Raw genomic sequence first — 25904 nt, 5'->3', positions numbered from 1 at the left:
GACATCCACTTCCCATCTGCGACACGAAAAGATCACGGACACCAACCCGGAGCGCACTGCGCTCGCCACCATCGACCCCAGTGGTAGGCACGGGCCGCCACACCGAATGGACCATTCAGGGCTTCCAGCTCATGTGTTTCCCCCTCAGCGCATCTCGAACAACCCGTCGCGGACGTCGCGGCGCATCACGACCGCCAACACCAAGAGCCCCAGCAGCGCGGCGGTCGCCATCCCGGCCAGGTTGTTGCCCACCGTGAACCTGATCGCCACCGCGACCGGAGCGACACACAGCACCACGGTCGGACCGACACGCGCGGCGACCCTGGTGGTGAGCCGGACTCCGATGCGGGTCTGCACGGCCCAGGCAGCCAGCGCAGTGTCCACCAGGACCGTCCCTGCCCAGGTCAACGCGCCACCCAAGGCACCCCATCGAGGGATCAACACCATCCCCAGCGACACGAAGGTGACCAGTGCTACGGACTTGTTGACTAACTGGCGGGAACTCAGACCACCGAGTAGCAGGATCGATTGGATCGACCCAGCCGCAGCCAGCACGGCCATCCCCACACACAACACGAGCAGCAGTGCCGACCCGGCAGGGAAGTCCTTCCCGAACATCCCCATCGCTGTGTCGGGGAAACACCCCAACACGATCACAAAAGGCCAGACCAAAGACACCATCGCTGTGGTGCCCACCTCATAGAGACGTTGCACCTTGGCGACCTCACCCACGGCCAGCCACGCCGAGATGCGCGTCGACATCGTCACCCGCACTGCCTGGTCGACGATCAACGCGACCTTCACCAACCGCGTCGCCACCGCGTAAATCCCAGCTGCTTCCTGACCAGCAAGCACCGCGACCCACATCACGTCCAACCACTCCAGGACGATCTCGACGATCGCGCAGACCGCCCGCGGCAGACTGAAGGTCCAAAACTCCACTGCCAGCTCTCGCCATCGATCCCAGGATGGCGGCCCGGGCGGCGCAGCTCGCCGGATCTCACGTACGAAAATCACTGCAGCAGCAGTCGTCACCACTGGCAAACCCCACGCCCACCATCCGGCAGCGACGACAATTCCCGCCCCCAGCGCAGCAGCAGCCCCCACCCCAGCTAGCCGGGTCATCGGCAACGCCACATGCTGCAACAAGGCATACGGCGCGACCCGCCCCAGACCCCGGGTGCCAGCAGTCACCACAGTCAGCAAGGACAACAACGGCACAAAAAGCGCCACGTCATGCACCAGATCCGGCGCCACACTGTCCGCGCCGCCCAGAGCTGCCCCGACTCGACCCGAAACCGCCCACACCGTCACCGCGACCAGCAGTCCAGCCACCGCCACCGGCACCACCGCGACCACCGCCGTCGGCACCAAGTCAGCCTGGCGATCTAACGCCCGCAGCCGCGACATTGACCTGGTCAGACCGGTATCCGCGCCACACCGCAAGGCGCTCCCTGCCACCAGGAAAGCCCCGATGACTGCGAAGAACACCCCGGTGTCGGCGGCGCCGTACGAACGTCCCACCACCACGGCAATCGCGAAATTTGCTACCGCACCAACGATCGCGGCGCCCAGAGTCAACGCCCCAGTCGCGACCATCCCCCCGCGTTCGGACACGGTCGACGACCTCACACCGTCACCCCCGCAGGACGATGCGTGGACCCTGCCCGGCCATCCTGACCGACCCGACCGGGAGGAGCGTCTGCAGCTGCGGTCAGCACCAAAGCTGCCCCACTGGCGAACACCAGCAGGTGCACGCTGTCCAAACCGTAGAAGAAGATCCCGACCAAGGCCCCGACCATCGCGGCGACCAGCCACGTGGCAGACGGGTCGACCACCCGGATCCCCCGCACGATCACCCCGGCGAGGAACACCAGGAACACGGCGACTCCCGGGATTCCGTACGAAAACAAGTACATCCAAAACGCCCCCTGTGTGCCCATCGCTACCCCGATTTCCTCAGCATGGCGTGGAGCCCCGTACCCCAAGATCGGTGAGTTCAGGACCACCTGCCACGTCTGCTGATACAGCCGGGCCCGCCCTCCAGCGGAGTCCGACACCGCGGACCGATCCGCAATCAGTTGCGGCACCCCCAACGCCACAAAACCTGCCGCCAGGACGGCCCCGCCGATGGCGACTTGCCCGAACCGGCGCAGGTCACCCCGCATCAATGTCCCGACGGCATACGTCGCCAGCACGGACACCGTCATCACGAGCATCCCGCGGTTCCCGGTCATCGTGGCCGGGTACAGCGACGCTGCCATGACCACGAGCACCGCAGCGCGCCACCCCGGATGATCGAGGTGGCTGCGCAACGCCAGCATCATCGGGGTGAGCAGCCCGAAGGCGCAGCCCCAACTATTGGTGTAAATGAACGGCGCCGACGGCCGGTTGAAGGCGCTCTGCGCACCCCAGGGATGCTGCACCTCCGCGAACCGTGGCCGAACCATCTCGGCAACCAGGTCATTTTCCAAGACCGCAGAGGGCAACACCCCAGCCATCGGCGTGGTGAAGCCGCCATCGGGGATGAGCGCCCCGAGATAGCCCCCGGCCACGAGCAGCAGCCACAACGGGACCAGTGCGGTCAGCAGTCGCCGCTGCGTCAACGTGGGGCAGTTCGCCACATGGACCAACACGGTCGCTGCGGCCAGCAAGGCACCCCACCGCATCGAAAAACCGATGACCCGCATCCCCGAGTCCAACATCGCCATACTGAACGGGATCCACATCACGAACATCCCCAGCCAGCCGCTGCCGGGGAGCAGCCTGATCTGCGAGAGATCAGGCAGCCCCACCAGCAGGACCGCGACGATCACGACGTACCCCAATGGCAGGAACGGCAGCAGCCCCAACACCCACCACAGCGGGATACCGCCCAGCGCGACGAGCAGCGGCCACGCCGGCAAGTGGACCGAGCAAACAGAAGGCGAGGAAGTCACAAGCCCCGCCCGTGGGCATTGACCCTCTCCAGCAGCGCCTGTGGGGGGACCAGCCCCGTGGCCACGGCCAGCGCCGCATATCCGCGGAGCTGACGAGGGTCATCTCGCAGGGTCGCGGCGGCCCACCGAGTGGCATCGCGACGACGATGCGCCGCCGCATGCGCAAAAGCGATCTGACCGCGTAATCTTGCCCGCCCCACCCGGTCACTGTTGAACTCGGGGAACTTGGTCAGGATGTAGCCCAGCCCGTCACAGATGCCATTCCAGCGGGTGCTGAAAAACGACAACCGGTCCCAATGCACCACGGTCAGCGGGGCGGTCACTGAGACGATCGGGCCGCGCCGTGCCAGCCGCAGCATCAGTTCGTAGTCTTCCCCGAACGACGAAGGCACTTCTTCGTCGACGAGTCCGGCAGCGATCAGGTCATCCCGGCGGAGCAGGAAAGACGACGGGTGGATCTGCGCCACCCGGGAACGCAACAGGTCGGGCAAGGTCACCTGAGCCGGCGGGATCCGAGTGACAGCGTCGTCAGCAGTGACGATCCGAATCCCGGTGGCGACCAGACTGGCCTCTGGATGCTGGCTCAACATCTCCACTTGGACGGAGATCTTGCCCGGCAGCCACTCGTCGTCGTCATCGCAAAACGCGATCAACTCCCCGCTAGCCCGGTTGATCCCGGTGTTGCGGGCCCCAGCCAGGCCAGGGCTGCGGACGTTGTCGACCACGATCACCGACCGTCCGGGGGGCAGGTCTGTCATCGACAGGTCGTCCTGACAGCGATCCCGGACCACGATGCATTCGATCGTGCCTGGATAGTCCTGCTCCAGGATCGACGTGACGGCTCTGCGGAGCAGAACCGGTCTGTCGTGGGTGCCGACCACCGCGCTGACGGTGGGGAGGGCACTCGACATGTCGTCGGGGAAGGTCATGATGTGTGTACTCCTACTGCGTTGAGGTCGAAGGAGATATCCGGGGTGTTCGCGTCATGCCGATGGACTTGCGCGGCGAGGACGTTGGCGCCGCTGATCAACGCGGAACCAGGAAGAGTGATGACCAGTGGATCGGCGGCAGCGTCCGCGCTCGTCGGCGCCTGAGTCGCGAAGGTTCCTGCGGTGATCTCGCCGTCGGGGAGATTTTTCCGGCCGATCTCGACACCGTTGAGGTAGAGGACGACGCCGTCATCGGCGGGCAACCGGATGGTGACGGTGCCCACAGCGTTGGGGTCATCCACGGCGAACGTGCGGCGGAATTGCGCGGTGACCGGTGGGTTATCCCCAGCAGGGGTGAGGGTGGTCCCCAGCCCATCGGTGCCATATCCGAGCGTCCCAGCGCCTTCAGGCCAGCTGCTGTCATCGAAGGTGGGCTGGTTCCAGGAAGCGGGCAGGTCAGTGCTGTCAAAACGCCAACGCCACGTCGAGTGCGACTCCACCAAGGTGGTGCGCTGCACCACTGGGGTGGGGGAGAGGGTGATCACCTCGGTGCTGTCCGACCGGTTACCGCTGGGGTCGGCAGAACGCACGACGTACGCCGTATCCCGGGTCGGGACGGGCACTTGCACAGAAGTAGCGGTGGTGGTCGCGATGACCTTGCCGTCGGCAAGGATCTCGTGGACGGTGCCCGGCTCCGCCGGTGTCCCCGCGGTCCAGGACAGAGTGACGGTGTCGCCGTGGGTGGCGGAGCTGACATTGTGCGGGGCGGGTGGGGCAGTGACATCGCGGGCAGCGAACCTGACGAAGCCGCCCGACCACTGGACTCGACCATTAATGTCGGTGGACTGGTCGAAGCTGCCGCCAATCCACAGGGTGCCTCGGGAGTCAACGATGCTGGACCACGCGCCGTACCCCTTGCGGGCATTGAGGATCGGGTTGAACTCGGGCAGGTACTCGCTGGTGGAGGCATCGAAGGCGCCGACGAAGCCGAGTTTGTCCGCTTGATTGAACTCTGTCGGGAGCTCTCGTGGACTCCATGTGGTCACCCCTGAGTAGAAGAAATCACCACAGTGGCAGCCGCCGTACGCCGTCCCGCCGTCGACATAACTCGTCTGGAAATCACCGCCAGCCAACGAGATGCCGCCGCCACGGAATGACAGCTCAGGACGGTTGTACGAGAAGAAACTGTGCTGTGACCCGCCGACCCAGACCAGGTCAGCTCCTTCTTTCACGGTGAACTGGAAGCTGTCCGGGGCACCCTCCAACACACTGAACTTGGGCTTCCATGGCACCACGGCTGCTCCGGACGCAGAGCTGATCGCTCCGACCCTGAGCACATCGGTCTCATTGGAGGTGCTGAAGTACCCGGTCGCGTAGACGCGCTGGTCAAACCGAGACGGCGTGATCTCGGTGACGGTGCCGTTGAAGGCGGGATTCCACGAGGAATCGGCCAGGCCGGTCTCGTAGTCGACGCGACCGGCTGCTCGGGCGTAGACCTTGGTGCTGGTGGGGCCGCCAATGAGATGGGTGAACGCTCCACCGAGATAGAGGTATCGGCCTTCAGCTTTGAGGGAGCGCACCGAGAGCACGCCATTGGTCAGCCCGTTGACCACCTGCAAGTTGAACCCGGGCGCCTGTTGTCCGGTCGCCGGGTCCAAGACCACGACCCCGGAAGCGCGTTTGCCGTTGACCTCGGTGAATTCACCGCCAACGGCGAGCATCCCGTTGGGAAGCGCGGTGAGTGCTTTGACTTGTTCGTTGAGTACGGGGCGGAAGCCAGGGATGAACTCCCCGGTGCTGAGGTCAAACGCCGCGAGGTAGGACTGCTCGACAGCGCCCGCGCCGTACTGGCCGCGTTGGGCTTGTTTGAAGTTCCCTCCGACGTACATCACGTTGCCTATCTGGGCGAACGCTTGCACTTCGGTGCGCATCTCGGAGGTGACTCCATCGGCTCCGGCCAGACCCGAGACGCCCCAGGTCTGGGGAATAGCGCTGGTCTCTGCCAGTGGGCGACGGGTGATCGCGGTCAGGCCACTCGGTGGCACCTGTGGGTAGGTCATCTCAGAGGTGCGAAGTTGTGGTCGGAGGTAGACCTGAGTGAACGGTCGAGCGGCCCCGCCGCCATCGGTGGCTGACCACAGGTAGCTATCCCAGGACGACGATCCAGTCACCGCTCTGCCGTAGGCAAAACCACCGCTCCAATTTTGGGCAGCAGTGATGTCGGTGTTGACGTGCATGTATCCGAGCCAGTCCAAGCCTTGCTGGAAGTCTTTGGAGGATCCGCTGCCGCCATTGATGCCGTTGAACGAGATGTTTTTGAGTTGGTGACGAGCCCGGAACGCCCAGACCCACCGGTCACGGTGAGCCAGCCCAAAGCGGACCTCTTGATACGACCTGCCGTCTCGGGTGGTGGCTCGGCGCAGGCGCACCCCGTCGGGGAGCGCATCGACTCGTTGACCGTTGAGCAGCCCGTCTACGACCAGGGAGGACAACTGTTTAGGTCGGAAAGCGCCTGTGCCGTCCACGACGGACCGGACGTCCGCGGTCGTGCCTAGCCCTTCGTATTCACTGCGCCACCCGTCACGGCCGCGGCCGATGAGCACCCAGCCGCCACCGTCCGTGGTCATGTCGCAGTAGAACTGCTCCGGTCGGATGAGCTTGGGAGTGACGATCCAATAGATGCCGTCAGCGGCTTGCGGGTTGACCTGTTTGGCCTCCCAACATGATGCGGCGGCCCGCGCTGGTGACGACCCGTCAGGTGTGGGCGCGGCCGGTGGGTCAGCCAGGGCCCGAGTGGTGGCACCAGGAGATGCCACGGGAAGAGTCTGTGCCGACGCCGGTGGCGCCACGGTCCCGATGACCAGGGTGGCTGCGGCCGCAGACAGGGTCAGCACATTCAAGACAGAGCGGCTCATGATCGTCCTCTCACCGTGCACATGACATGTCGTCGGGAAGGGAATGGAGGAGGACGACCCAGTGGTCCCCGGCCTTCTCCAGGGTGTATTCGTGCAGAGCCGTACGGGTCCCGGCGCGGCTGGCGGTGCGTACCCGCCGGTTGCGACCGGTGTCGTCGTCTTCTGTCAGCGTCACTGCGGAGCTGTCGAGGCAGGTCACCACCAACACCCGGTCCTCTTCAGGCTGGAGGTACGCCGAGGCGGAGGCCATCGTGACGGATCCTGACTGGTGGCGTTTCTGGGAGGTCAGTTCCTCAGTTGCGGCGGCAATCTCACCCAGGGCGGCGCCGGTGGCGACGCGTTTTTCTGCGTCTCCGACGGCTGAGCCACGGGTGTAAACCGCATCAGCTGCGGTGAGATAAGCGCGCACTGCTGCCACAGTGGCTTCACGCTGCTCGCGGGATGCTGGTTCACCCCAGATGGGGCGAGGTGTGACCGGTGGCAGCTGAGCGATGGCCACGGGGGCCGGCGCCATGGGTCGGGTGATCGGCGGTGCCGGTGCCGCTCGGGGTGTCGTGGTGGGTGCGCCCCGGGACATCCCGGTGGGCACATCTCCGGTCGCTCCGGCAGCGACGGCGGTTGATATGAGTCCGATGGCAAGTCCTGTCACCAGGAATTTGCGCGAGCGGATACCTCGACGTAATGACATGAAAAAGCCCCCTTCGCCCCCGCCGGCGTGAGTGCCGACAGTCCATCCCCAGACGTGTTTAGCCGGTCACCCCATCCGCCGGCGCGATGCGAAATCACTTTAGCTTCAATCGCATCGGATTGTTAGCCGCAAGTTCACCCCAAATTTTCTTGGTGATCATCCGGCTCAAAGTTCTCATTTCGCGACATATTACGTCCGCGATGTGGGACCACGGTGGACGGCGAGTGACATTGCCGTGGATATCACCGGTGACATAGCTGTCGACGGGGGTGATTGAATGCTGCGGGGCCGATCACGACGCTGCGCCGGATGTACCTTTCGGCACATCCGGCGCATGAATAACATTGAAAACATCTGTCACTGTCGCCACAGACTGGGTCGTGGCGACAGCCGGTGCGTGATTAAGCGCTGGTTGTGGGGACGGCCCGGAATGTGTTGGTGCCGCAGTGGATATCTCCACCACCGACGTAGTAGACGTTCTTGTCCACCACCGTCGTGATCCGCAGGCCAGCTGCGGTATAGGCCGCTTTCACCGCGTCGCCGAAGATGTTCTTCTTGTCTTTGCCCACTTCCGGTCCGTACTGGAAGGGAATGATGGCGGTGTCATCTCCCATGACGATTCCGTTCACCGCATTGGGGATGAACGAGGCCGCACCCAACGGGGCGCCGACACCACTCTTGCCCTCCTCAGGGTCCTCGAACTCGGTGCGGTAGAACACCGGAATTTTCACGATGTCGTCGTCGCTCAAGCCGAGCTTGTCCTTGAGCCGGGCAATGTTCTTATCCATCGCCGGGACAGCCTTGTTGTTGGACAGCATCACCATCGGGTCCTTGAGGACCTGTTCCAGGGTTTGGGCCTGCTTCTCACCAGCAAACAGAGGCGCAGAGCCATGCCCGTCAGCGATGGCTTTTTTGATGAGGTTGATTCCACCTCGTGGGTCGGCGACAGCGAGTTTCCATCCGCGGGAGTTCTTGGCCGGGATCACGCTCATGATTTCGTCGACATGTCCTACCGACAGGAACCCGGTATCGACTTCGAGGGGAGCGACGCCGTACTGGGCGGTGAGCAAGGTGACGAGAGCCGTGGACGGGCGGGTGTCATTGTCCACCTCGGGTTTGACGTTCTGGTCGCCCAGGATGTGTCCGTCGCTGCCTGGTTCTTTCAGCTGTGGGGTGCTCGACGGCGATCCCGTGGGTGGTGTGGTGGGTTTGGCCGTGGGCTTCCTGGACGTGGTGCTGCTGGGTTTCGGCGCGGTGCTGCGGCTCGGCTTGGGGGTCGGTGTCGGGGCGCGACCAGGCTCGGTCAGACTGCTCTCCCGGATCCCGATGACCGCCCGCCCCATCGGGAAGGACTGTCCGGCATGGGTGTACGGCGGTAAGGATTCCAGGTTGCCCATCGAGTTCAGGGTGTCCTCGTCGGTCCTGGTCCCGGCTCGGACCACGCCGATGTCCTTGCCGCGCAACTGATAGATCGCTTGGCTGCCGCTGCGCACTTGGTCGGAAGACAAGGCGACCCGCATCGTCTGCATGCCGCCCTTGGCAGTGGGCATCTGCTGATACATCGGTTCGAAGAGGTCTTGAATCCAGATGTCGTTGCCACCAGTGATCTCGGTGAGAGTTGCCCCTGATGGTGTGAGCGCCGCCTTGAACTGGGACAAGAACGCGGGCATATCAACGTTGTCACCGGCTTCGCTGATGAAGGCACGGGTGACTTTTTGAGTGTTGTGTTGCAGCTTCAGGGGAGCTTGCCGCAAGGACACCGTTTGACGTTGGGAGGTCCCTTGCGAGGTGATCGTCAGGGTCACTTTGGCCGTGCCATCCCAGGCTGCCGTGTCACGCAGGATGTCGGTCCCCTCCAAGCCCAGCCGTAAACCAGCCCGCAGCTCAGCGGCGGTGATGATGGTCGTTGGTCGGACCAGCACCCAGTTCTTCCCGCGGTGCAGAAACAGATGAGTCCGCCGGGCCGCAGCTCCTTCGACGTGCAGCCGTCCCACAGCGTCCGCCGGAAGCGATGGGGTCGCTTTGGTGCGCAGTGGCGCCAAATCTTTTTCATCGTCAGGGCCGTTGACGACCTCATCGGCCCCGTCGTGGCAGCTCGCTAGGGTAGCCAAAGGCAGGAACTTCTCCCCATCTTTGGCCTTGCACCGGCCGGAATCGTCGTCGACATTCGCCAGGAACACTGCCCCCCGATCGACGGTGGCAGTCCCGGATTCCTGATCACCGTCGCCGTCGACATCAACGACACCGTCCCTATTGGCATCGGCGCGCAGCGTCGACCAGGGGGTGACCGGATCAGCGGCGGACGCTGTCCCGAGGGGGTGAAGCACAGATCCGGTCATGCCGAGCGTGACCGCTAGAGCGATGCGTGAGGCGAGGCGAGGGGAGGGGGTGTGGCTCACCGTGGCTCCTTCATATCGGAGAGGTGAGCTCACCCTAGGCGTTGAATGTTCCTCTGAGACCTGCTATCTGGCGGTGATAGCAGAGTCATTGTCGATTCACAGCTGGAACTCAGGAAGAGTCGATGGCGACCCGCTGAACTGCCGCAGCGACTCACCGCTCATAGACGGTGATGTCAAAGGCATACTGATCGGCGCGATAACAGTGATCGCCGAACTCCACCGGCGCGCCAGCTGAGTCGAACGCCTTCCGTGTCATCGTCAGCAACGGTTCCGACTTGGTCAGCCGCAACAGCCGCTGCTCCTTGGAGCCAGGGGAGCGGGCTCCAATGGTTTGATGGGCCACTGCCGGGCGCACCCCACGCGCCCGTAACAACTCGTACAGGCCATGAGCGGTGAGCTCGTCCATCGTCAGGTCACTGAACGCCGGTGGGAGCCAGTTGCGCAGGATCCCAATGGGCTGATCATCTGCCAGGCGCAGCCGCTCGATCAGGACCAGCGGCGTCGCCACCGGCAGATTCATCGCCGTGGCCGCCCGATCGTCGTACGTCTCAGTCTCCAACGTGAGGACCTGAGTGCCGGGGGTGCGACCTTGACGTTGCAGATCGTCGTACAAGCTGGTCAGCTCATCCCGACGATGGATGACCTCGTTGGCCACCGTGGTCCCCACGCCGCGACGGCGCACCAGCAAACCGCGAGCGACCATCTCGGCAATGGCTCGGCGCACTGTAGGACGAGACAGCTGGAGACGTTCCGCCAGCGCAATCTCGTTTTCAAAAGGATCGCCCGGTTTGAGTTGGCCGCTCTCAATGGCCGTGGTGAGTTGCTGGGCAAGCTGGTGGTAGAGGGGAACCGGGCTCAACCGGTCGATGACAAGGGGAATCTCAGCGGCCATGACCGGCAGGATACGGCCCCACGCACCGGTGAACCAGTGTTTCGTGAGGGTGTGTTGACGTAATCACAAAGGGAATGGCCAGCTGGTTCAGTGACTGCTGCTGATCGTGCCGTGCCCCCGAAGTCACATCGACAGCACCGGAAAAAAAGGGGTGCGCTCTCTGGATCTTGTGGATCACCCGGGCCAGCCCTGACCGGCCGTGACATCGCTGACCGAGAACAGTGAGCCACGATGGTCCGGGGAGGGGCGGGCTGCGGTGATCCCAGACAGTGGTCCAGGACGGCTCACCGAGTCCCGATTGCAGCGCAGACTGGTTCTCCTCAGGGGGTTTTCAAACCCCTCCGAATCCAATTGTTCGTTTGTATTGACATCCGGCCTGAGCGCTGACTACGGTCGCTGTGATCGGTCACGATGGCGTGACCGAACGGATCGGCGGAGGCGGCAGCTTCCTGTCGGGCCAGAGAGGGAAAGTGACAATGAAGCACGGTCTCACATGGGCGGGCGTCGCGCTCGCCGCCTCCGGTCTTGTCGCGGGCTGTGGTTCCACCGCCGCGCCATCTGGTGGCAGCGCGGGTGGAGCGAGCGGGCCAGCTGCTGCAGGGGTGACCTATACCAAGGGGACGCCGATCAAGCCCAAAGACGGCAAGAAGCTGAAGATCGGGGTGACCTTCGCCGTCTACGACCAGTTCTTGCAGACAGTGGCCGACGGGATCAAAGCGCGCGCCGCAGAGAACGGCGTTGAGGTCGACATCGTCTCCGCTGAGAAGTCCACTGATAAGCAGCTCGGTCAGGTCGAGAACTTCGTGACCCAAAAGTATGACGGCGTCATCGTGGTGCCGGTGGACACTGCCGCGACCGGCCCGATGACGCAGAAAGCGACATCGGCTGAGATTCCTCTGGTGTATGTCAACCGCAAACCGGCCAACCTTCCCGAGAAGGTCCCGTACGTCGGATCAGACTCGATCGTGGCGGGCCAGTTGGAGATGGCCGAACTCGCCAAGCAGGTGGGCAACAAGGGCAATGTCGCCGTCCTCATCGGTGACCCGGCCAATGAGGCCGCCACGATGCGCACCAAGGGTTGCAAAGAGACCGCTGAAAAGAACGGCATGAAGGTCGTCCTGGAGCAGTCGGCAAACTGGGAGCGGGACAAGGCCCTGACCATCACTGAGAACTGGTTGCAGTCCGGGCAGCAGATCGACGCGATCTGCTCCAACAACGACGACATGGCTCTTGGGGCCATCAAGGCGCTGAAAAACGCCGGCAAGCTCGACAAGATCAAGGTCGGTGGCGTGGATGCCACCTCGGACGCCCTCAAGGCGTTGAAGGAGGGTGACCTGGCGGTCACGGTCTTCCAGGACGCCAAGGGGCAGGGTGCCGGTGGTGTCGATTCGATCGTGCAGTTGTACAACAAGGAGCAGGTGCCTTCCTTCGTCAACGTCCCCTTCCAGGCCGTGACCAAGGACAAGGCGGAGGAATTCGCCAACAAGTGATCCGGTGCGCCGTCTGTCGAGGGCGGCGCACCATCGGACGGCGTGGAGGAGTCCTCCTGGCTCTGGACTCCTCCACGTCTCCGGGGCGGTGCCACAGCAAGCGGTCGGTGCGGGCCGACGGCACGAGACGGAAGAGTTGATGGTGGACGAGTTTCTCCTGGTGATGAAAGGGATCCGGAAGACCTTTCCGGGTGTCGTCGCGCTCGATGACGTTGATCTGAATGTCCGGGCCGGCACGGTGCATGCCCTGATGGGTGAGAACGGTGCCGGTAAGTCGACGCTGATGAAGATCCTCATCGGGATGTACGCCGAGGACGCTGGGACGATCACGTTTGAGGGCCGTCAGGTCACCATCCCGGACACCAAGACCGGGTTGGGCCTGGGGATCTCGATGATCCATCAGGAGTTGGCGCCCGTCCCGGAGATGACCGTCTCCGAAAACATCTACCTGGGTCGTGAGCCGCGACGTTACGGGTTGGTCAGTCGCCGACTCATGGACGCCATGACCGCAGAGCTGCTCACCGAATGGGGGATCGACATTGACCCTCGCGCGCAGTTGAAGGATTTGTCTGTCGCCCAGCAGCAGATGGTGGAGATCGCCAAGGCCATTAGTTATGACGCCAGGTTGATCATCATGGATGAGCCGACCTCGGCGATTACTGACCGTGAGGTGGACCACCTGCACGCGATGATCGCCCGGCTCACGGCGCGGGGCGTGGCGATCATTTACATCACGCACAAGATGGACGAGGTCTTCAAGATCACCGACTACATCACGGTGTTCAGGGATGGTCACCTCATCACGACGCGTCCGGCGTCAGAACTGGACCGGGACAGCCTGATCACCTTGATGGTCGGGCGGGAGCTGACTCAGATGTTCCCGAAAGAGGATGCGGAGATCGGCGAGGTCGTTCTGGAGGTCACCGACCTCAACCGCGGACCGTTAGTGCGGGACGTCAGCTTCGCCGTACGGCGTGGGGAAATCTTGGGGATCGCCGGGTTGATGGGCGCCGGTCGCACCGAGGTGTTGGAGACGATCTTCGGGATCCACAAAGCGCAGAGCGGACAGATCACGGTCAAGGGGCGTCAGGTGCGGATCACGCAGCCGCAGGACGCGATCCGGGCGGATATGGCCTTGCTGACCGAGGATCGTAAAGCTAGCGGAATCATGGGCGTGCTCTCGGTGCGGGACAACATGATCGCTGCGGCCCTCCCGCGATACAGCCCGCGAGGGCTGTTGCAGCCGAGGCGGATCCGACAGGACTGCGAGGATCAGCGCACCGCATTGGCGGTGAAAACGCCCTCGCTGGACCAACTCATTCAGAACTTGTCCGGTGGCAACCAGCAGAAGGCGTTGATCTCACGGTGGATGCTCACGCTACCGGACATCCTGATGATCGATGAGCCGACCCGCGGGATCGATGTGGGTGCCAAATCTGAGATCCACCGATTGATGTCGAAGCTGGCGCAGCAGGGCAAAGCCGTCATCATGGTCAGCTCCGAGATGCCCGAAATCCTCGGGATGAGCGACCGGATCATCGTCATGCACGAGGGGCGTGTGACCGGCGAACTCGCCAGGTCCGAGGCGACCCAGGAGAAGATCATGCAACTGGCCACCGGCGGCGTCCCCGCTGCGGTCTGAGAGAGGCAATCATGTCCACCACCCCCACTGTGGCCCCTGAAGAGAGCCGGCCGCAGCAGCGTTCCGTTGACCTGGGCGCACTCTTCCGCAAGTACGGCACCATCCTGGTGCTGGTCCTGGTCATGGCGATTTTCGCCGGGTTGACTCAGGGTCGTTCCCTGGAACTGAAAAACCTGTCGAATGTCATCGTGCAGGTCGCCCCGATCGCCATCCTGGCGTTGGGCATGATGTTCGCGATCATCACCAAAGGCATCGACCTGTCGGTGGGATCGACAGTGGCCCTGTCCGCTGTGGTCGCGGCGAGTCTGGCGCAGGTAGCCGGGACCGCTGGCTCCCAGTTCGGGTATCCGCCCATGCCGGTCTTTGTCTCGGTCGTGGTGGGGCTGGCTGTGGGTGCCTTGGTGGGATGTTTCAACGGGGTGATCATCGCGCGGTTCCGGATCGCGCCCTTCGTGATGACGCTGGGCATGATGTCCATGGCGCGTGGCCTGGCGATGATTTACTCCGACGGCCGCCCGGTCTCTGGTCTGGCCAGTGGTTTCACCGTCATCGGGAGTGGCACGGTGCTGGGGATCCCGGTGCCGATCATCATCCTCGCGCTGATCGCGTTGTTGACCTGGACGATCCTGGAGCGCACCCGTTTCGGTCGGCATGTGTACGCCGTCGGTGGCAATGAGCAGGCTGCCCGGGTATCCGGGATCAACATCGGCCGCGTGCAGGTCGGGGTGTACACGCTGATCGGGTTGTTCGCCGGTCTGGCCGGTCTGATTTACGCCGCTCGTGTCGACTCGGGTAACCCCACTTTGGCGACGGGCTACGAGCTGGACGCGATCACCGCGACCGTGATCGGTGGCACCTCGTTTAACGGTGGTGTCGGCACGGTCTACGGCACCTTGGTCGGTGCGGTGATCATCCAGGTCATCGACAACGGTCTGGATCTGATGGGGGTCTCGCCGTTCATGAAGATCTTCGTCAAGGGCGCAATCATCGTGGTCGCGGTGATCCTGGATGAGCGGAAGAACCGTCGTTCGGGGCGCTGATCATCCGGCAGGTGTGGTCTGTCGGTAGGGCGGCGGGCGAGGCCCTGTGGGGTCTCGCCCGCCGTGCGTCCAGCCTCACACCGATGCACTAACATCAGACGTCAATATGTAATAACAAAGTGTTGACATGGGTCGACCACCTCCGGCAGGGTGGAAACACCGCCACCACCACACCCCCAACCCGCCCCACCCACGGACGACGGGAGGCACGATGAACCCCCCACACGAACCGACGTACGACCTCGTCGTCATCGGCCGCTGCGGCGTCGACGTCTATCCGATGGAATCCGGCGTCAGCCTCGAAGACGTCGATACCTTCGGGAAATTCCTCGGCGGCAGCGCCGCCAATGTCGCCGTCGCCGCCGCCCGCTACGGCCATACCAGCGCCCTCATCAGCCGCACCGGCGACGACCCCTTCGGACGCTTCGTCACCCGCAGCCTGCACGACATTGGCGTCGACACCCGATACGTCACCCGCGTCCCCCGCTTCCCCACCCCCGTCACCTTCTGCGAGATCTTCCCGCCCGACCACTTCCCCCTCTACTTCTACCGCTACCCCGTCGCCCCCGACCTCATGATCGAAGCCGACGACATGCCCCTGGCCGCCATCCGGGACGCCCACATCTACTGGGCCACCGCCACCGGCCTCTCCCGCGAACCCAGCCGCGCCGCGCACCGTGCCGCCTGGGCCGCCCGCAACCGACGCAGCCACACCATCCTCGACCTGGACTACCGCCCCCAATTCTGGGACGACGAAGCCAACGCCTCCGGCCAGATCCAAGCCGCCCTCACCTGCTGCACCATCGCCGTCGGCAACCTCGAAGAATGCCGCGTCGCCGTCGGAGAAACCGACCCCGACCGGGCAGCCGACGCACTCCTCGCCCACGGCCTCGACCTCGCCATCGTCAAAATGGGCCCCCGGGGCGTCCTCGGCAAAACCCGCGACGGCGAACGCGTCATCGTCCCACCCACCCCCATCGACGTCGTCAACGGCCTCGGCGCCGGCGACGCCTTCGGCGGCGCACTCTGCCACGGACTACTCCACCACTGGACCCTGCACCACACCCTCACCTTCGCCAGCGCCGCCGGAGCCCTCGTGGCCTCCCGCCTCGCCTGCTCCACCGCGATGCCCACCCACAGCGAAGTCGACGACCTGCTCACCCGACACACCACCAGGCCCGACCGTGCCCACTGACCTTGACTCCCGGATCGCCGAGCTCACCCACCGGCGCGCCACCCACCCCGAAGCCATCGGCGACGCCTGGGCCACCAGAACCCGGCGCCCGCTCCTCCCCGACGACGGACGACTTCTCATCGTCGCCGCTGACCACCCGGCCCGCGGCGCGCTCGCCGTGGCTGGCCATGCCCGCGCCATGTCGTCCCGTCGCGGGCTGCTTCACCGCCTCGCCACCGCGCTGGCCCACCCCGACGTCGATGGGGTCCTCGGCACCGCCGACCTCCTCGACGACCTGCTGCTCCTCGGTCTCCTGGACGGCAAACTCGCTATCGGATCAATGAATCGTGGTGGGCTTGCTGGCGCCAGCTACGAACTCGATGACCGGTTCACCGGTTATAGTGCGTCGGCACTGGCCAGGCAAGGCCTGGACGGCGGCAAGATGCTGACTCGGATCAGTCTGGCCGACCCAGCGTGTGTGAGCGTGCTGCACGCTGCGAGCCAGGCAGTCACTGATCTCGCCGCACATCGGTTGCCAGCCTTGATTGAGCCGTTTTGGTCGGGACGTGATGAGACTGGGCAGCTGTGCAACTTCCTCGACCCCGACTCGGTCATCCGATCCGTGCATGTCGCGGCCGGTCTCGGCTCCACCAGTGCGTACACCTGGCTCAAACTGCCCGTCGTCCCGGACATGGAGCGGGTCCTCGACGCGACGACCTTGCCGGTGCTTCTCCTCGGTGGCGACCCCGGTGTGCCAGGTGCCACCACGTACGACGACTGGGCTGCTGCGCTGCACCATCACCACGTTCGTGGGCTCGTCGTTGGCCGAGCTCTGCTCTATCCCGGTGATGACGACGTGGCGGCAGCAGTAGCCCGAGCGGCCGCCTTGGTCCACCCCCGCTCTGACCGGCCCCTCGGAGACATCCCACCCGACCCAGCAGCACCCACCCAGGTCACCCCTGAAGGACACGGAGGAATGGCATGAGCGACTGGTTCCGTCGAGCGGGCAGCGCCGCCCACGACGGCTACGACCTGCAGATCAACCCTGGTGATCCCGGTTGGTTTCACACCGGCCTGTGGACCGCGACGCTCCGCGCCGGTCAAAGCCGACACATCGACTGCGGTGACGCGGAATGGATCGTGCTGCCGCTATCCGGATCGTTCCGGGTGGACGCCGAGGTCCACGGTCAGCAATGTCACGCTGACCTGGCGGGCCGGTCGGATGTGTTTGCTGGCCCCACCGACAGTGCTTTCATTCCTCGCGACGCCACTTTCACCGTCACTGCCGTCACGGACGGGCGGATTGCGTTGCCCTTCGCGAAAGCTCGCACCGCCTATCCCTTCGCGTATGTCGCCGCCGCTGACGTCCCGGTAGAACTGCGCGGCGCCGGACAAGCCTCCCGGCAGGTGCAGAATTTCGGCACGCCCGGCACCGTGGATGCAGACTCGATCATCGCCTGTGAGGTCATCACTCCGGCGGGTAACTGGTCCAGTTACCCGCCGCATAAACACGACGTCGACATTGACGGCGTCGAGTCCGCCCTCGAAGAGATCTACTACTACGAGATGCGCACCGAACCCGGCGTCGCCGTACCAGCCGGTGTCACCCCCGATCCGATGGGCTATCAGCGTGTCTACGGCACCGATGACCGACCCCTCGACGTTCTCGAAGAAGTCCGCACCGGCGACGCCGTCCTCATTCCCCACGGCTGGCACGGACCTGCCATGGCCCCCACCGGCTACGACATGTACTACCTCAACGTCATGGCCGGACCCGGCGAGCAACGCGTCTGGCTGATCTGCGACGACCCATCCCACGCCTGGGTGCGCGACACCTGGCCCAGCCAGCAGATCGACGTACGTCTCCCTCTCCACCAGCACTGACCATCCCGGCGGGACTCGCCGCCACCGAAAGGAACACCGTGAGCACCACCCGGATCACCCACCTGATCGGCCACCACCTCTGGGAAGGCACCGCCACCCGCACTGGTGACGTCTACAACCCGGCGACCGGCGAAATCACCGGCACCGTCGACTTCGCGGATGCTGCGCTGGTCGACGAGATCGTCGAGAGTGCTCACGTCGCCGCGCAAAGCTGGGGACGGATGTCCGTCGCCAAACGCACCCAGGTGCTCTTCCGCTTCCGTGAGCTGCTCGCCACCCGTCGTGAAGACATCGCCCGGCTCATCGTCGCCGAACACGGCAAGACCTTCCCGGACGCTGTCGGTGAGATCAACCGCGGCCTGGAAGTCGCTGAATTCGCTTGCGGCATCGGTCACATCCTCAAGGGCGGTTTCTCGGAGAATGTGTCCACCGATGTGGACGCCTACTCGATCCTGCAACCCCTCGGCGTCGTCGGGGTCATTTCTCCGTTCAACTTCCCGGCGATGGTGCCATTGTGGTTCGTGCCGGTCGCCATTGCCTGCGGCAACGCGGTAGTCATCAAACCCAGCGAAAAAGACCCCTCAGCAGTCGTCGCGATCGCCGAACTCTGGCGGGAAGCAGGTCTGCCCGACGGCGTCATGAACGTCGTCCACGGTGACAAAGAAGCTGTCGACGCACTCCTGGACAACCCCACAGTGAAGTCGATCTCCTTCGTCGGGTCGACCCCGATCGCCCGTTATGTCTACGAACGGGGTGTCGCCGCCGGTAAACGCGTGCAAGCACTCGGCGGGGCCAAAAACCACATGCTGGTGCTGCCCGACGCTGACCTTGACTTGGCCGCTGACGCTGCTGTCAACGCTGGCTTCGGCGCCGCCGGTGAACGCTGCATGGCGATCTCGGTGCTGCTGGCCGTGGACTCCATCGCTGATGAACTCATCGCCAAAATCACCGAGCGGATGGCCAGCCTCACCACCGGTGACGGCATGGGTGACGGCGTCGACATGGGGCCGCTGGTCACCGCCGCGCACCGCGACAAGGTCCGTGGCTACATCGACGCTGGCGTCGCTGAGGGCGCAGACCTGGTGGTCGATGGCCGGGAAGGCACCTGGGTCGGAGGCAGCGACAACGGATACTTCGTGCTGCCCACCCTGTTTGACAAGGTCACCCCGCAGATGTCGGTGTACACCGATGAGATCTTCGGGCCGGTGCTGTCCGTGGTGCGCATCTCCTCGTACGACGAGGGCCTGCAACTCATCAACGACAACCCGTTCGGCAATGGCACCGCCATCTTCACCAACGACGGTGGCGCCGCCCGCCGCTTCCAGCACGAAGTGCAGGTCGGCATGGTCGGAGTGAACGTGCCGATCCCCACCCCCATGGCGTACTACAGCTTCGGTGGCTGGAAAGCGTCCCTGTTTGGCGACACCCACGCGCACGGCATGGAAGGGGTGCACTTCTTCACCCGCACCAAAGCCGTCACGGCCCGGTGGCTCGACCCCAGCCACGGTGGCCTGAACTTGGGGTTCCCGCAAAACGACTGATCGCCGTACGACGTCCGTCGAGCGCTGCGGACGGCGACGGAAACCCCACCAGAGACGCCGACTGGCCTGACGACCGGAAGAGCAGCAGGCGGGGCACCTCCCCATCGAGGTGTCCCGCTGGCGTCACCCCTGGTGGGGTAGCGCCAGCGCATCGGACGGTGCCGCTGGCTGCGGCGCGGCGGTGCGCATCGCTCGCGCCGTACGGCGGTCCTTGATTTGGCTGGAGTAAATCGAAGAGTCACCGACGACTCGGCCTGCCACGGCTACGGCGATCATTGCCGGGGCCAGCAGCGACAGATTGGCCGTCATCTCCCCGACCATCAACATCACCCCGAGCGGGGCATGCGCGATCGCTCCAAAACAGGCGATCATGCCAACCACGACGTACGGCGTTGGCGACGATGGCACCCCCGGGATGTCCTGGGCGAGGCGCCATACCGCGGCGCCCGTTGCCCCACCGATGACCATGCCCGGACCGAACACGCCACCTGAGCCACCCGAACCGATCGACAGGGACGTCGCGGCGACCTTCGCGAAGGGAATCGCCACCACGAGCCACAGCGGTAAAGCTGTCAGCAGGTCAGCTGACATTTCTTTCTGAATCCAGCCATAGCCGGTGCCTAAAGCCGCTGGGACTAACAACCCCAGAACGCCCACGACAAGGCCCCCGATGGCGGGACGTATGGCAGCGGGGATCCGACTGCGGGAAAACATGCCAGTGGTGCGGTAAAACAAGGCGGCGTACAACCATCCCATCGCACCAGCCGCCGCCCCCAAGACGGCAAAACCAGGCAGCTCCGTCGGAGCGGTGAATTCAGTGGTGCCGAGATTGCCGAAGATGGGTTGAAACCCGTACACGCTGCCAAAGACGCAATACGCGACGATACTGCTGATCAAGGAGGGCATGATCGCGTCTGCTTCGAGGTCATCTCGATACAATAATTCCGCGCCCAACAGCGCCCCACCCAGAGGTGCCCGAAAGATCGCGCCAATCCCAGACGCCATCGCCGCAGCGACCGCTAACCGAGCATCCGGGGTGGGCACACGGAGCCATCGGCAGAGCTGAGAAATCACGGTCGCGCTGATTTGGGCTGTCGGGCCTTCACGGCCCCCGGAGCCGCCTGAACCAATGACCAACGTCGACGCGATAATCTTCACCGCCGCGACCCGGCCCCGTAAACTTGTCGGTTCGTGGTGGACAGCATCAATCGCGGCGTCCGTGCCATGCCCTTCAGCTTCCGGGGCCAGCCATGCCACGATCAGGCCAGCTAGCAACGCCCCGCCACCGGCCACCAACGGAATAGCCCACGGACGTTCAAACCCAGTCCCAGGGAAACCGCCCCCCTCGCCGACCGTGCCTGGCGGATGATGTCCAGCCACGGTGTGCAGCAACAGGTGAGTGCCATGTTCCAGGCAGCAAAAAAACAGGACGGCTCCGCCACCAGAGACCACCCCAATGATGGTGCCCCACCACAACCAGCGGCTCACCGAATCCCGCCACCGACCAGGCCGACGCGGCGCTATGAGGGTGCGCAGGCGGTGGCGAAGGCTCACAACTCCCACCGGTCGTGGCTGACATGGCCTAACGTCGCACCTGCCCGCGCCAGCAACGTCAGCCCAGTCACCACCTGCTGGCACTCTTCGGCGGTGAGCTCGTCGACCAGGCAAGAGATGTCTTCGCGGCGGTGACCAGTGACCCGATCGACGAGTCCGGTCCCCATCGCGGTGAGACTGACCGTCGAAGCCCGCCGATCCTGAGGATCGTCATGGCGCAGCACCAAGCCTTTACGGACCAGTCGGTCCACCATCCGACCTGCAGTAGAAGGGTGAACATCAAGCTCAGCGGCCAGATCGCCGGGCCGGGCCGGGCCGTTGAGGCGAAGGACGACCAAGGCACGATATTGGGGCAAGGTCACCTCGCCCTCTAAAGAACTGAGGGATCGCGCCGCCACTGCGACGAGGGTGCGGCTCCCGGTGACAATGGCGTCGACGGCTGTCTGCCGGTGGTCAGATGTGGGCGGGGCGGGATGGGACTCTGATGTCCCTAGGCTGGAGTTTGTATGCATAGTGCAATTATTGCACTGAGCATATTTGTGTGTGGTGGCGGGGTGTGGTGGCGGGGCGCGCCGATGGTCCCCGACGCCTGATGTCAGGCGACTGACCCCTGATCACCGATGCCTGATCCCTGCTGGGGTCCGGTGCCAGACCGCCAATGTCAGATGCTTGATCCCTGCTGGGGTCCGGTGCCTCATCTCTGATGCCTGCCACTCAATGCCAGGTGAGCGTCACTGACACGCCCCACGGCAACCCGCCCACGGGCGACTTTCGGCCGCCACACTCCGCCCGTGGGCGGGGTGCGTTGGGTGTGATGTCGCCCGTGGGCGGGTTTGGTGGGGGTGGTCCTGGGGTTTTGCGCCGGAATGTCGCCCGTGGGCGGGGTGCGTTGGGTGTGATGTCGCCCGTGGGCGGGGTGCCGGGGAGGTGACGTGATGAATGTCGCTTCCCCTGGGCGCGGTCCTGGGAAGGGCTTGCCCGGGTGATGGGTGACGATGAGGGGGTACGGCGCCACTGAGGTGTCTGACGTGACGAATCCCAGGAGGTCGCACATGGCCAAGTACGACGTGAACACGACGAAGCTCGGTGAACTTCTCGACGATCCGCAGGTGGTGGCGATATTCGATAAGTATGCTCCGGGGCTGACCAGCAACCCGATGATCGGGATGGCGAAGGGGATGACTGCTGCTCAGGCGATTGGGATGGCCGGTGGCATGATCGGCCAGGACAAGATTGCGGCGATCACCGCTGAGGTGGAGCAGCTCTGATTGGGGAGCTGGGGCCCGAAGAGGGCGGATGGTCGGCGTGGCATGCGAATCAGACAGTGTGAACCAGACGGTCTTTGATCGCCACGCCGACCACCCTGGGCAAGGTAAGGTTAGTCTAACCTAACTTCAGCCGGGTGTCTATTAACTAACCCTGCCAGGTCACTCCGCTGCAGGCAGAGTTCCGTCCTGACGAGCCGGAGCCATTGCAGCCTCCAGGCTGGCCACGCTCTGGGAGAACGCCGCCTGCTCAGCGTCGTCCAGGTCCAGTTCGATGATCTGCCGCACGCCCCGACGACCAATGCTGGCCGGAACTCCGATGTAGATGTCCTCGTGACCGTATTCGCCCTCCAGCAGCGCCGATACCGGCAGGGTCACCTTCTCGTTGCGCATAATGGCGCGAGTGATCCGCGCCAAGGCCATCCCGACGCCGTAACTGGTTGAGCCTTTCGCGTCGATGATGTCGTACGCCGCGTCCCGGGTCGCGGCAAAGATCCGGTCCAGGTCGGACTGCAATTCAGGATGTTGGGCGACGCGCCGGTGGATGGACCGTCCCGCTACCGAAGCAGCACTCCAGGCGGGTAATTCAGAGTCGCCGTGTTCACCGATGATGGTGGCGTGCACGTTGGTGGTGGCAACTTCAAAATATTGCGCCAGATTGAAGCGCAGCCGGGCGGTGTCCAAGGTCGTCCCGGAGCCGAGCACCTGAGCTGAGGGGAGTCCGGAGAACTTCCAGGTGGCATAGGTGAGGATGTCGACCGGGTTGGTTGCCACCAGGAAGATTCCGTCAAAACCTTCAGCCATGACCCGGTCGACGATGTCGCGGAAGATGCGCAGATTGGTTTCCAGCAGTTCCAGTCGAGTCTGGCCCGGCCTCTGGGCCACGCCCGCACAGATCACCACCATCGCGGCGTCGCGACAGTCGGTGTAGTCGCCAAATTCCACACTCACCGGGTGTGGTGCCCAGGCCTCGCCGTGGTTGAGGTCTAGGACGTCAGCCCGAGACTTGCGTTCGTTGAGGTCAATGAGGACGAGTTCGTCAGCCAGTCCCTGGTTCACCACGGAGTAGGCGTAGGCCATGCCCACCGCTCCGGTACCGATCAGGACCACCTTGTTGTCGACATACTTCATGGAGCCATCCTGTCAGGGCCGCCATCTGCTGTCATAGGCGTGGTATGTCTGTCACGGTCTCGTAGATCCCTCAATCATCTATGTGAGAGCGCAAGTCTTATCGGAGTAATTCTTTTTCAGGTAACGTCCAGGAAGTGGTGATGGCCCCCTTTTATGCTTGGACTCCTCTTTCCCTATGAGAGAAGGAAACTCATGTTTTCTGGAGTTCAAGCTCGTTCCCGTCGCACGGTCGCTCTGATCGTCGCCTTGGGTGTGGTGGGTCCGATCCCAGGATTGGTCGGTACGGCGAACGCCGCGGAGAAGGATCAGAAGTGGGTGGTCCTACGGGCCGACGCTAACCGGGATGGCGTCGTTGACATCGATGGCGATGGTGACAAGGAGCCTGGGCAGAATTCCGCCGGTCGCGGCGCGGTCTTCCTGGCCAATGTCGACGACGACTCCGGTCGCTGCAAGGTCAAAGACGGGAAGAAGTTCCTTCCCATGTCCACGTTGGCAGGCTGCCACGACGGCACCGACGAGATCGTCAACGGCCCTGAGGACGAGAAAGACCTGGCACCACTGCGCACCGGAGTTCCGGGAACATTGCCAGTGGATGCGGTAGGACAGCTGAAGATTGAAGGAGCTGCCGCGAAGCGGACCCGCCTGTTCATGAAACGGGACAAGGAATGGGTCAAGGTCCGCCCAGACATGAAGATCAGCGCGACCGATTTGCGCGCCGGGTTGCGGTTGGGCTTAGAAGGCACTGACATCCTGCGTGACACCTCGGTGTGGGATGGCCAGGCGAAGGTCACTCTCACAGTCACCTCCAAAGGAAAATCGCAGAGCGAGTCGGTGACTTTGCGTCAAGCTCCGCTGAAACTTCAGCACGACCTGCAAAAGGTTGAGCAGGTCAGCGTTTCCTCTGCTGGCGGCAAAGACACGATGGTCGCCTTTCTGAAAGAGTTCCGAAACGCATTGAAACCGTCAGGGGCCAAAATCACCGAGCTGGACACTTTGGGTGACGAATGGGTCCAAGACCTGTTTGAACCGATGTACCAGCAGATGCCTGCAGCGAAGGGCGCCACCCAGATGATGCGGGTCGCGGTCAGTGCTGACATGGAGCGCGATGGCAGCCCTTCGGTCTATCAGCTCCGCGGCAAGGATGTCGGTGTCGTTCGGATCGGCTCCAAAAAGGTCCAAGACAGCATCAACGCGATGGGCAACCTGGAAAACCTCCCGCCGTACAGTCACGGAGGTAAGAATTTCCCCGAAGGACGCCCACTCATTGGCGCCCGGCAATCCAAGATTGTGTTGGATAAGAAGCCAGGTGACAAGCCCAAGCCCACAGGCTCTGTGAAACCGAGCCCCACCGGGACTGCTAAACCGAGCCCCACTGGATCGACGAAGCCCACTTCTTCGGCCAAACCCACCCCCACTGGTAAAGATGCGACCACTGCACCGGCCGCTGTCGAGAAGAGCGACAAGGGTGGCGATGCCGCTAAGGCTGACCCCAAGGGTAAAGCCGACCTCAAGGGTAAAGCCGACCCTAAAGACAAGGGCGGGAAGAGCGCACCCAAGGAGGAGCAGGGCGACAAGATGTCCAAGGACACCTTGTCCTTCATCAAAGCTCAGAACTTGGCGGAACCGCTGGTGATTGACACCGGATTCATGGGTGTCGGACACGTTGACGAGATCGTCAATGTGATCCCGGCAAAGAACGAGCGCGGCTGGAAAATTGCCGTAGCCGACCCCCAGGCTGGCGTGAATCTGTTGAAGAAGGCGATGGCTGACGGGCATGGCAATGTGCCGTTCTTCTTTGATGAGACTGAACCGGGAAGGGCCAAGCTCAAGGACTACGCCGAAGATGCGGAGATCTTGTCGATCAACGCTCAGGCCGCCAAGGCCATGGAGAAGAACATCAAGACCCTCAAGGACAACCTGGGCTTGTCCGACGCTGAGATCGTGAAAGTTCCCGTGTTCCTCCGGGGCCTGTTCGGTCACATTGAGGACCAGGACGAGGACGCCGGCTTCCGGGGAGCGACGGCGTTCATCTCCAACGCGGTGAACTCGCTGGCGATGGGTGATGGTTCGCTCATCACTCCGTTGCAGGTTGGCCCGGTCGTCGGTAAGGACAAGAAGAACATCTTCGCCGATGCCGTCAAGGAGGCCTACACCAAGGCTGGGGTGAAGATGGTCGTCGTGCGGGACAAGGACGTCTATCAGATGGGCGGTGGCAACATCCACTGCGGCACTAACGTCTTCCGCGCCGTATCCCAGGCTCAGCCGAAGAAGTGACGCTCAGCGTACGCCGGTCGGGGCGATCCTGACACGACTCGGGGGGAGGGCGTCGGTGACGTCCTCCCCCCGAGGTGACCCTGCGAGATGCTGATCATCCGGTGGTGAGCTGTCCTGCATCAGGTGCGGGATAGCTCACCACGTCGA

At 63.7% G+C, this 25904-nt stretch carries 19 protein-coding genes; 9 read left to right on the top strand and 10 right to left on the bottom strand.

Features of this window, described 5'->3' with window-relative positions; genetic code table 11:
* Positions 1 to 144: 144 nt before the first annotated feature.
* The 7 genes from KEM60_RS06980 to KEM60_RS06950 all read right to left on the bottom strand — a co-directional run bounded on the left by KEM60_RS06980 (position 145) and on the right by KEM60_RS06950 (position 10762).
* On the bottom strand, positions 145 to 1617 hold the full coding sequence (locus KEM60_RS06980) for a lipopolysaccharide biosynthesis protein (protein ID WP_219106797.1): 1473 nt from the start codon (positions 1615 to 1617) through the stop codon (positions 145 to 147).
* A gap of 11 nt (positions 1618 to 1628) precedes the next feature.
* Positions 1629 to 2906, bottom strand: a complete 1278-nt coding sequence (locus KEM60_RS06975) for an O-antigen ligase (protein ID WP_219106796.1) — start codon at positions 2904 to 2906, stop codon at positions 1629 to 1631.
* 29 nt (positions 2907 to 2935) lie between these two features.
* Positions 2936 to 3868, bottom strand: a complete 933-nt coding sequence (locus KEM60_RS06970) for a glycosyltransferase family A protein (RefSeq protein ID WP_219106795.1) — start codon at positions 3866 to 3868, stop codon at positions 2936 to 2938.
* Entirely contained in the window at positions 3865 to 6783 is a 2919-nt protein-coding gene (locus KEM60_RS06965; protein ID WP_219106794.1) for a fibrinogen-like YCDxxxxGGGW domain-containing protein, read from the bottom strand. The genes KEM60_RS06970 and KEM60_RS06965 overlap by 4 nt, the downstream gene beginning before the upstream one ends.
* Before the next feature lie 10 nt (positions 6784 to 6793).
* On the bottom strand, positions 6794 to 7471 hold the full coding sequence (locus KEM60_RS06960) for a hypothetical protein (RefSeq protein ID WP_219106793.1): 678 nt from the start codon (positions 7469 to 7471) through the stop codon (positions 6794 to 6796).
* Between the two features lie 401 nt (positions 7472 to 7872).
* Positions 7873 to 9870 (bottom strand): protein-arginine deiminase domain-containing protein, encoded by a 1998-nt coding sequence (locus tag KEM60_RS06955; RefSeq protein ID WP_219106792.1) that lies wholly within the window; start codon positions 9868 to 9870, stop codon positions 7873 to 7875.
* 151 nt (positions 9871 to 10021) lie between these two features.
* A complete protein-coding gene (locus KEM60_RS06950; RefSeq protein ID WP_219106791.1) occupies positions 10022 to 10762 on the bottom strand; it encodes a GntR family transcriptional regulator in 741 nt (246 codons plus the stop codon).
* A gap of 476 nt (positions 10763 to 11238) precedes the next feature.
* Here KEM60_RS06950 and KEM60_RS06945 point away from each other — a divergent pair, with 476 nt between their 5' ends.
* The 7 genes from KEM60_RS06945 (at position 11239) to KEM60_RS06915 (ending at position 19533) form a co-directional block, all read left to right on the top strand.
* Positions 11239 to 12252 carry a sugar ABC transporter substrate-binding protein gene (locus KEM60_RS06945; protein ID WP_219106790.1) on the top strand — a complete coding sequence of 338 codons (1014 nt, stop codon included), beginning with the start codon at positions 11239 to 11241 and terminating at the stop codon, positions 12250 to 12252.
* 139 nt (positions 12253 to 12391) lie between these two features.
* Positions 12392 to 13894, top strand: coding sequence for a sugar ABC transporter ATP-binding protein (locus tag KEM60_RS06940; RefSeq protein ID WP_255574346.1), 1503 nt, complete (start codon positions 12392 to 12394; stop codon positions 13892 to 13894).
* Between the two features lie 11 nt (positions 13895 to 13905).
* Positions 13906 to 14934: an ABC transporter permease gene (locus KEM60_RS06935; RefSeq protein ID WP_219106789.1), complete on the top strand. Its 1029-nt coding sequence runs from the start codon at positions 13906 to 13908 to the stop codon at positions 14932 to 14934.
* Positions 14935 to 15145: 211 nt separating this feature from the next.
* Entirely contained in the window at positions 15146 to 16129 is a 984-nt protein-coding gene (gene iolC / locus KEM60_RS06930) for a 5-dehydro-2-deoxygluconokinase (RefSeq protein WP_219106788.1), read from the top strand.
* Entirely contained in the window at positions 16119 to 17093 is a 975-nt protein-coding gene (locus KEM60_RS06925) for a deoxyribose-phosphate aldolase (protein WP_255574345.1), read from the top strand. Before iolC ends, KEM60_RS06925 begins: the two co-directional genes overlap by 11 nt.
* On the top strand, positions 17090 to 17992 hold the full coding sequence (gene iolB / locus KEM60_RS06920) for a 5-deoxy-glucuronate isomerase (RefSeq protein ID WP_219106787.1): 903 nt from the start codon (positions 17090 to 17092) through the stop codon (positions 17990 to 17992). Before KEM60_RS06925 ends, iolB begins: the two co-directional genes overlap by 4 nt.
* 38 nt (positions 17993 to 18030) lie before the next feature.
* On the top strand, positions 18031 to 19533 hold the full coding sequence (locus KEM60_RS06915; protein WP_219106786.1) for a CoA-acylating methylmalonate-semialdehyde dehydrogenase: 1503 nt from the start codon (positions 18031 to 18033) through the stop codon (positions 19531 to 19533).
* Between the two features lie 123 nt (positions 19534 to 19656).
* On the opposite strand, the gene KEM60_RS06910 is transcribed toward KEM60_RS06915, so the two are convergent.
* Both KEM60_RS06910 and KEM60_RS06905 read right to left on the bottom strand, forming a co-directional pair.
* On the bottom strand, positions 19657 to 21096 hold the full coding sequence (locus KEM60_RS06910; protein WP_219106785.1) for a chloride channel protein: 1440 nt from the start codon (positions 21094 to 21096) through the stop codon (positions 19657 to 19659).
* Positions 21084 to 21599, bottom strand: coding sequence for a MarR family winged helix-turn-helix transcriptional regulator (locus KEM60_RS06905; protein ID WP_219106784.1), 516 nt, complete (start codon positions 21597 to 21599; stop codon positions 21084 to 21086). The genes KEM60_RS06910 and KEM60_RS06905 overlap by 13 nt, the downstream gene beginning before the upstream one ends.
* A 540-nt stretch (positions 21600 to 22139) precedes the next feature.
* Between KEM60_RS06905 and KEM60_RS06900 the strand changes: the two genes are divergently transcribed.
* Positions 22140 to 22355 carry a hypothetical protein gene (locus KEM60_RS06900; protein WP_219106783.1) on the top strand — a complete coding sequence of 72 codons (216 nt, stop codon included), beginning with the start codon at positions 22140 to 22142 and terminating at the stop codon, positions 22353 to 22355.
* Between the two features lie 159 nt (positions 22356 to 22514).
* On the opposite strand, the gene KEM60_RS06895 is transcribed toward KEM60_RS06900, so the two are convergent.
* A complete protein-coding gene (locus tag KEM60_RS06895; RefSeq protein WP_219106782.1) occupies positions 22515 to 23483 on the bottom strand; it encodes an L-lactate dehydrogenase in 969 nt (322 codons plus the stop codon).
* A 192-nt stretch (positions 23484 to 23675) separates the two neighbouring features.
* On the opposite strand from KEM60_RS06895, the gene KEM60_RS06890 reads away from it, so the two are divergent.
* The gene (locus tag KEM60_RS06890; protein WP_219106781.1) at positions 23676 to 25757 is read left to right on the top strand and encodes a protein-arginine deiminase family protein; all 2082 of its coding nucleotides are present in this window, start codon (positions 23676 to 23678) and stop codon (positions 25755 to 25757) included.
* The last annotated feature ends 147 nt before the right edge of the window (positions 25758 to 25904 follow it).

This window comes from Austwickia sp. TVS 96-490-7B, from assembly GCF_019331795.1.
GTDB lineage: Bacteria > Actinomycetota > Actinomycetes > Actinomycetales > Dermatophilaceae > Austwickia.
This window is presented reverse-complemented; position numbering and strand designations above follow the sequence as displayed.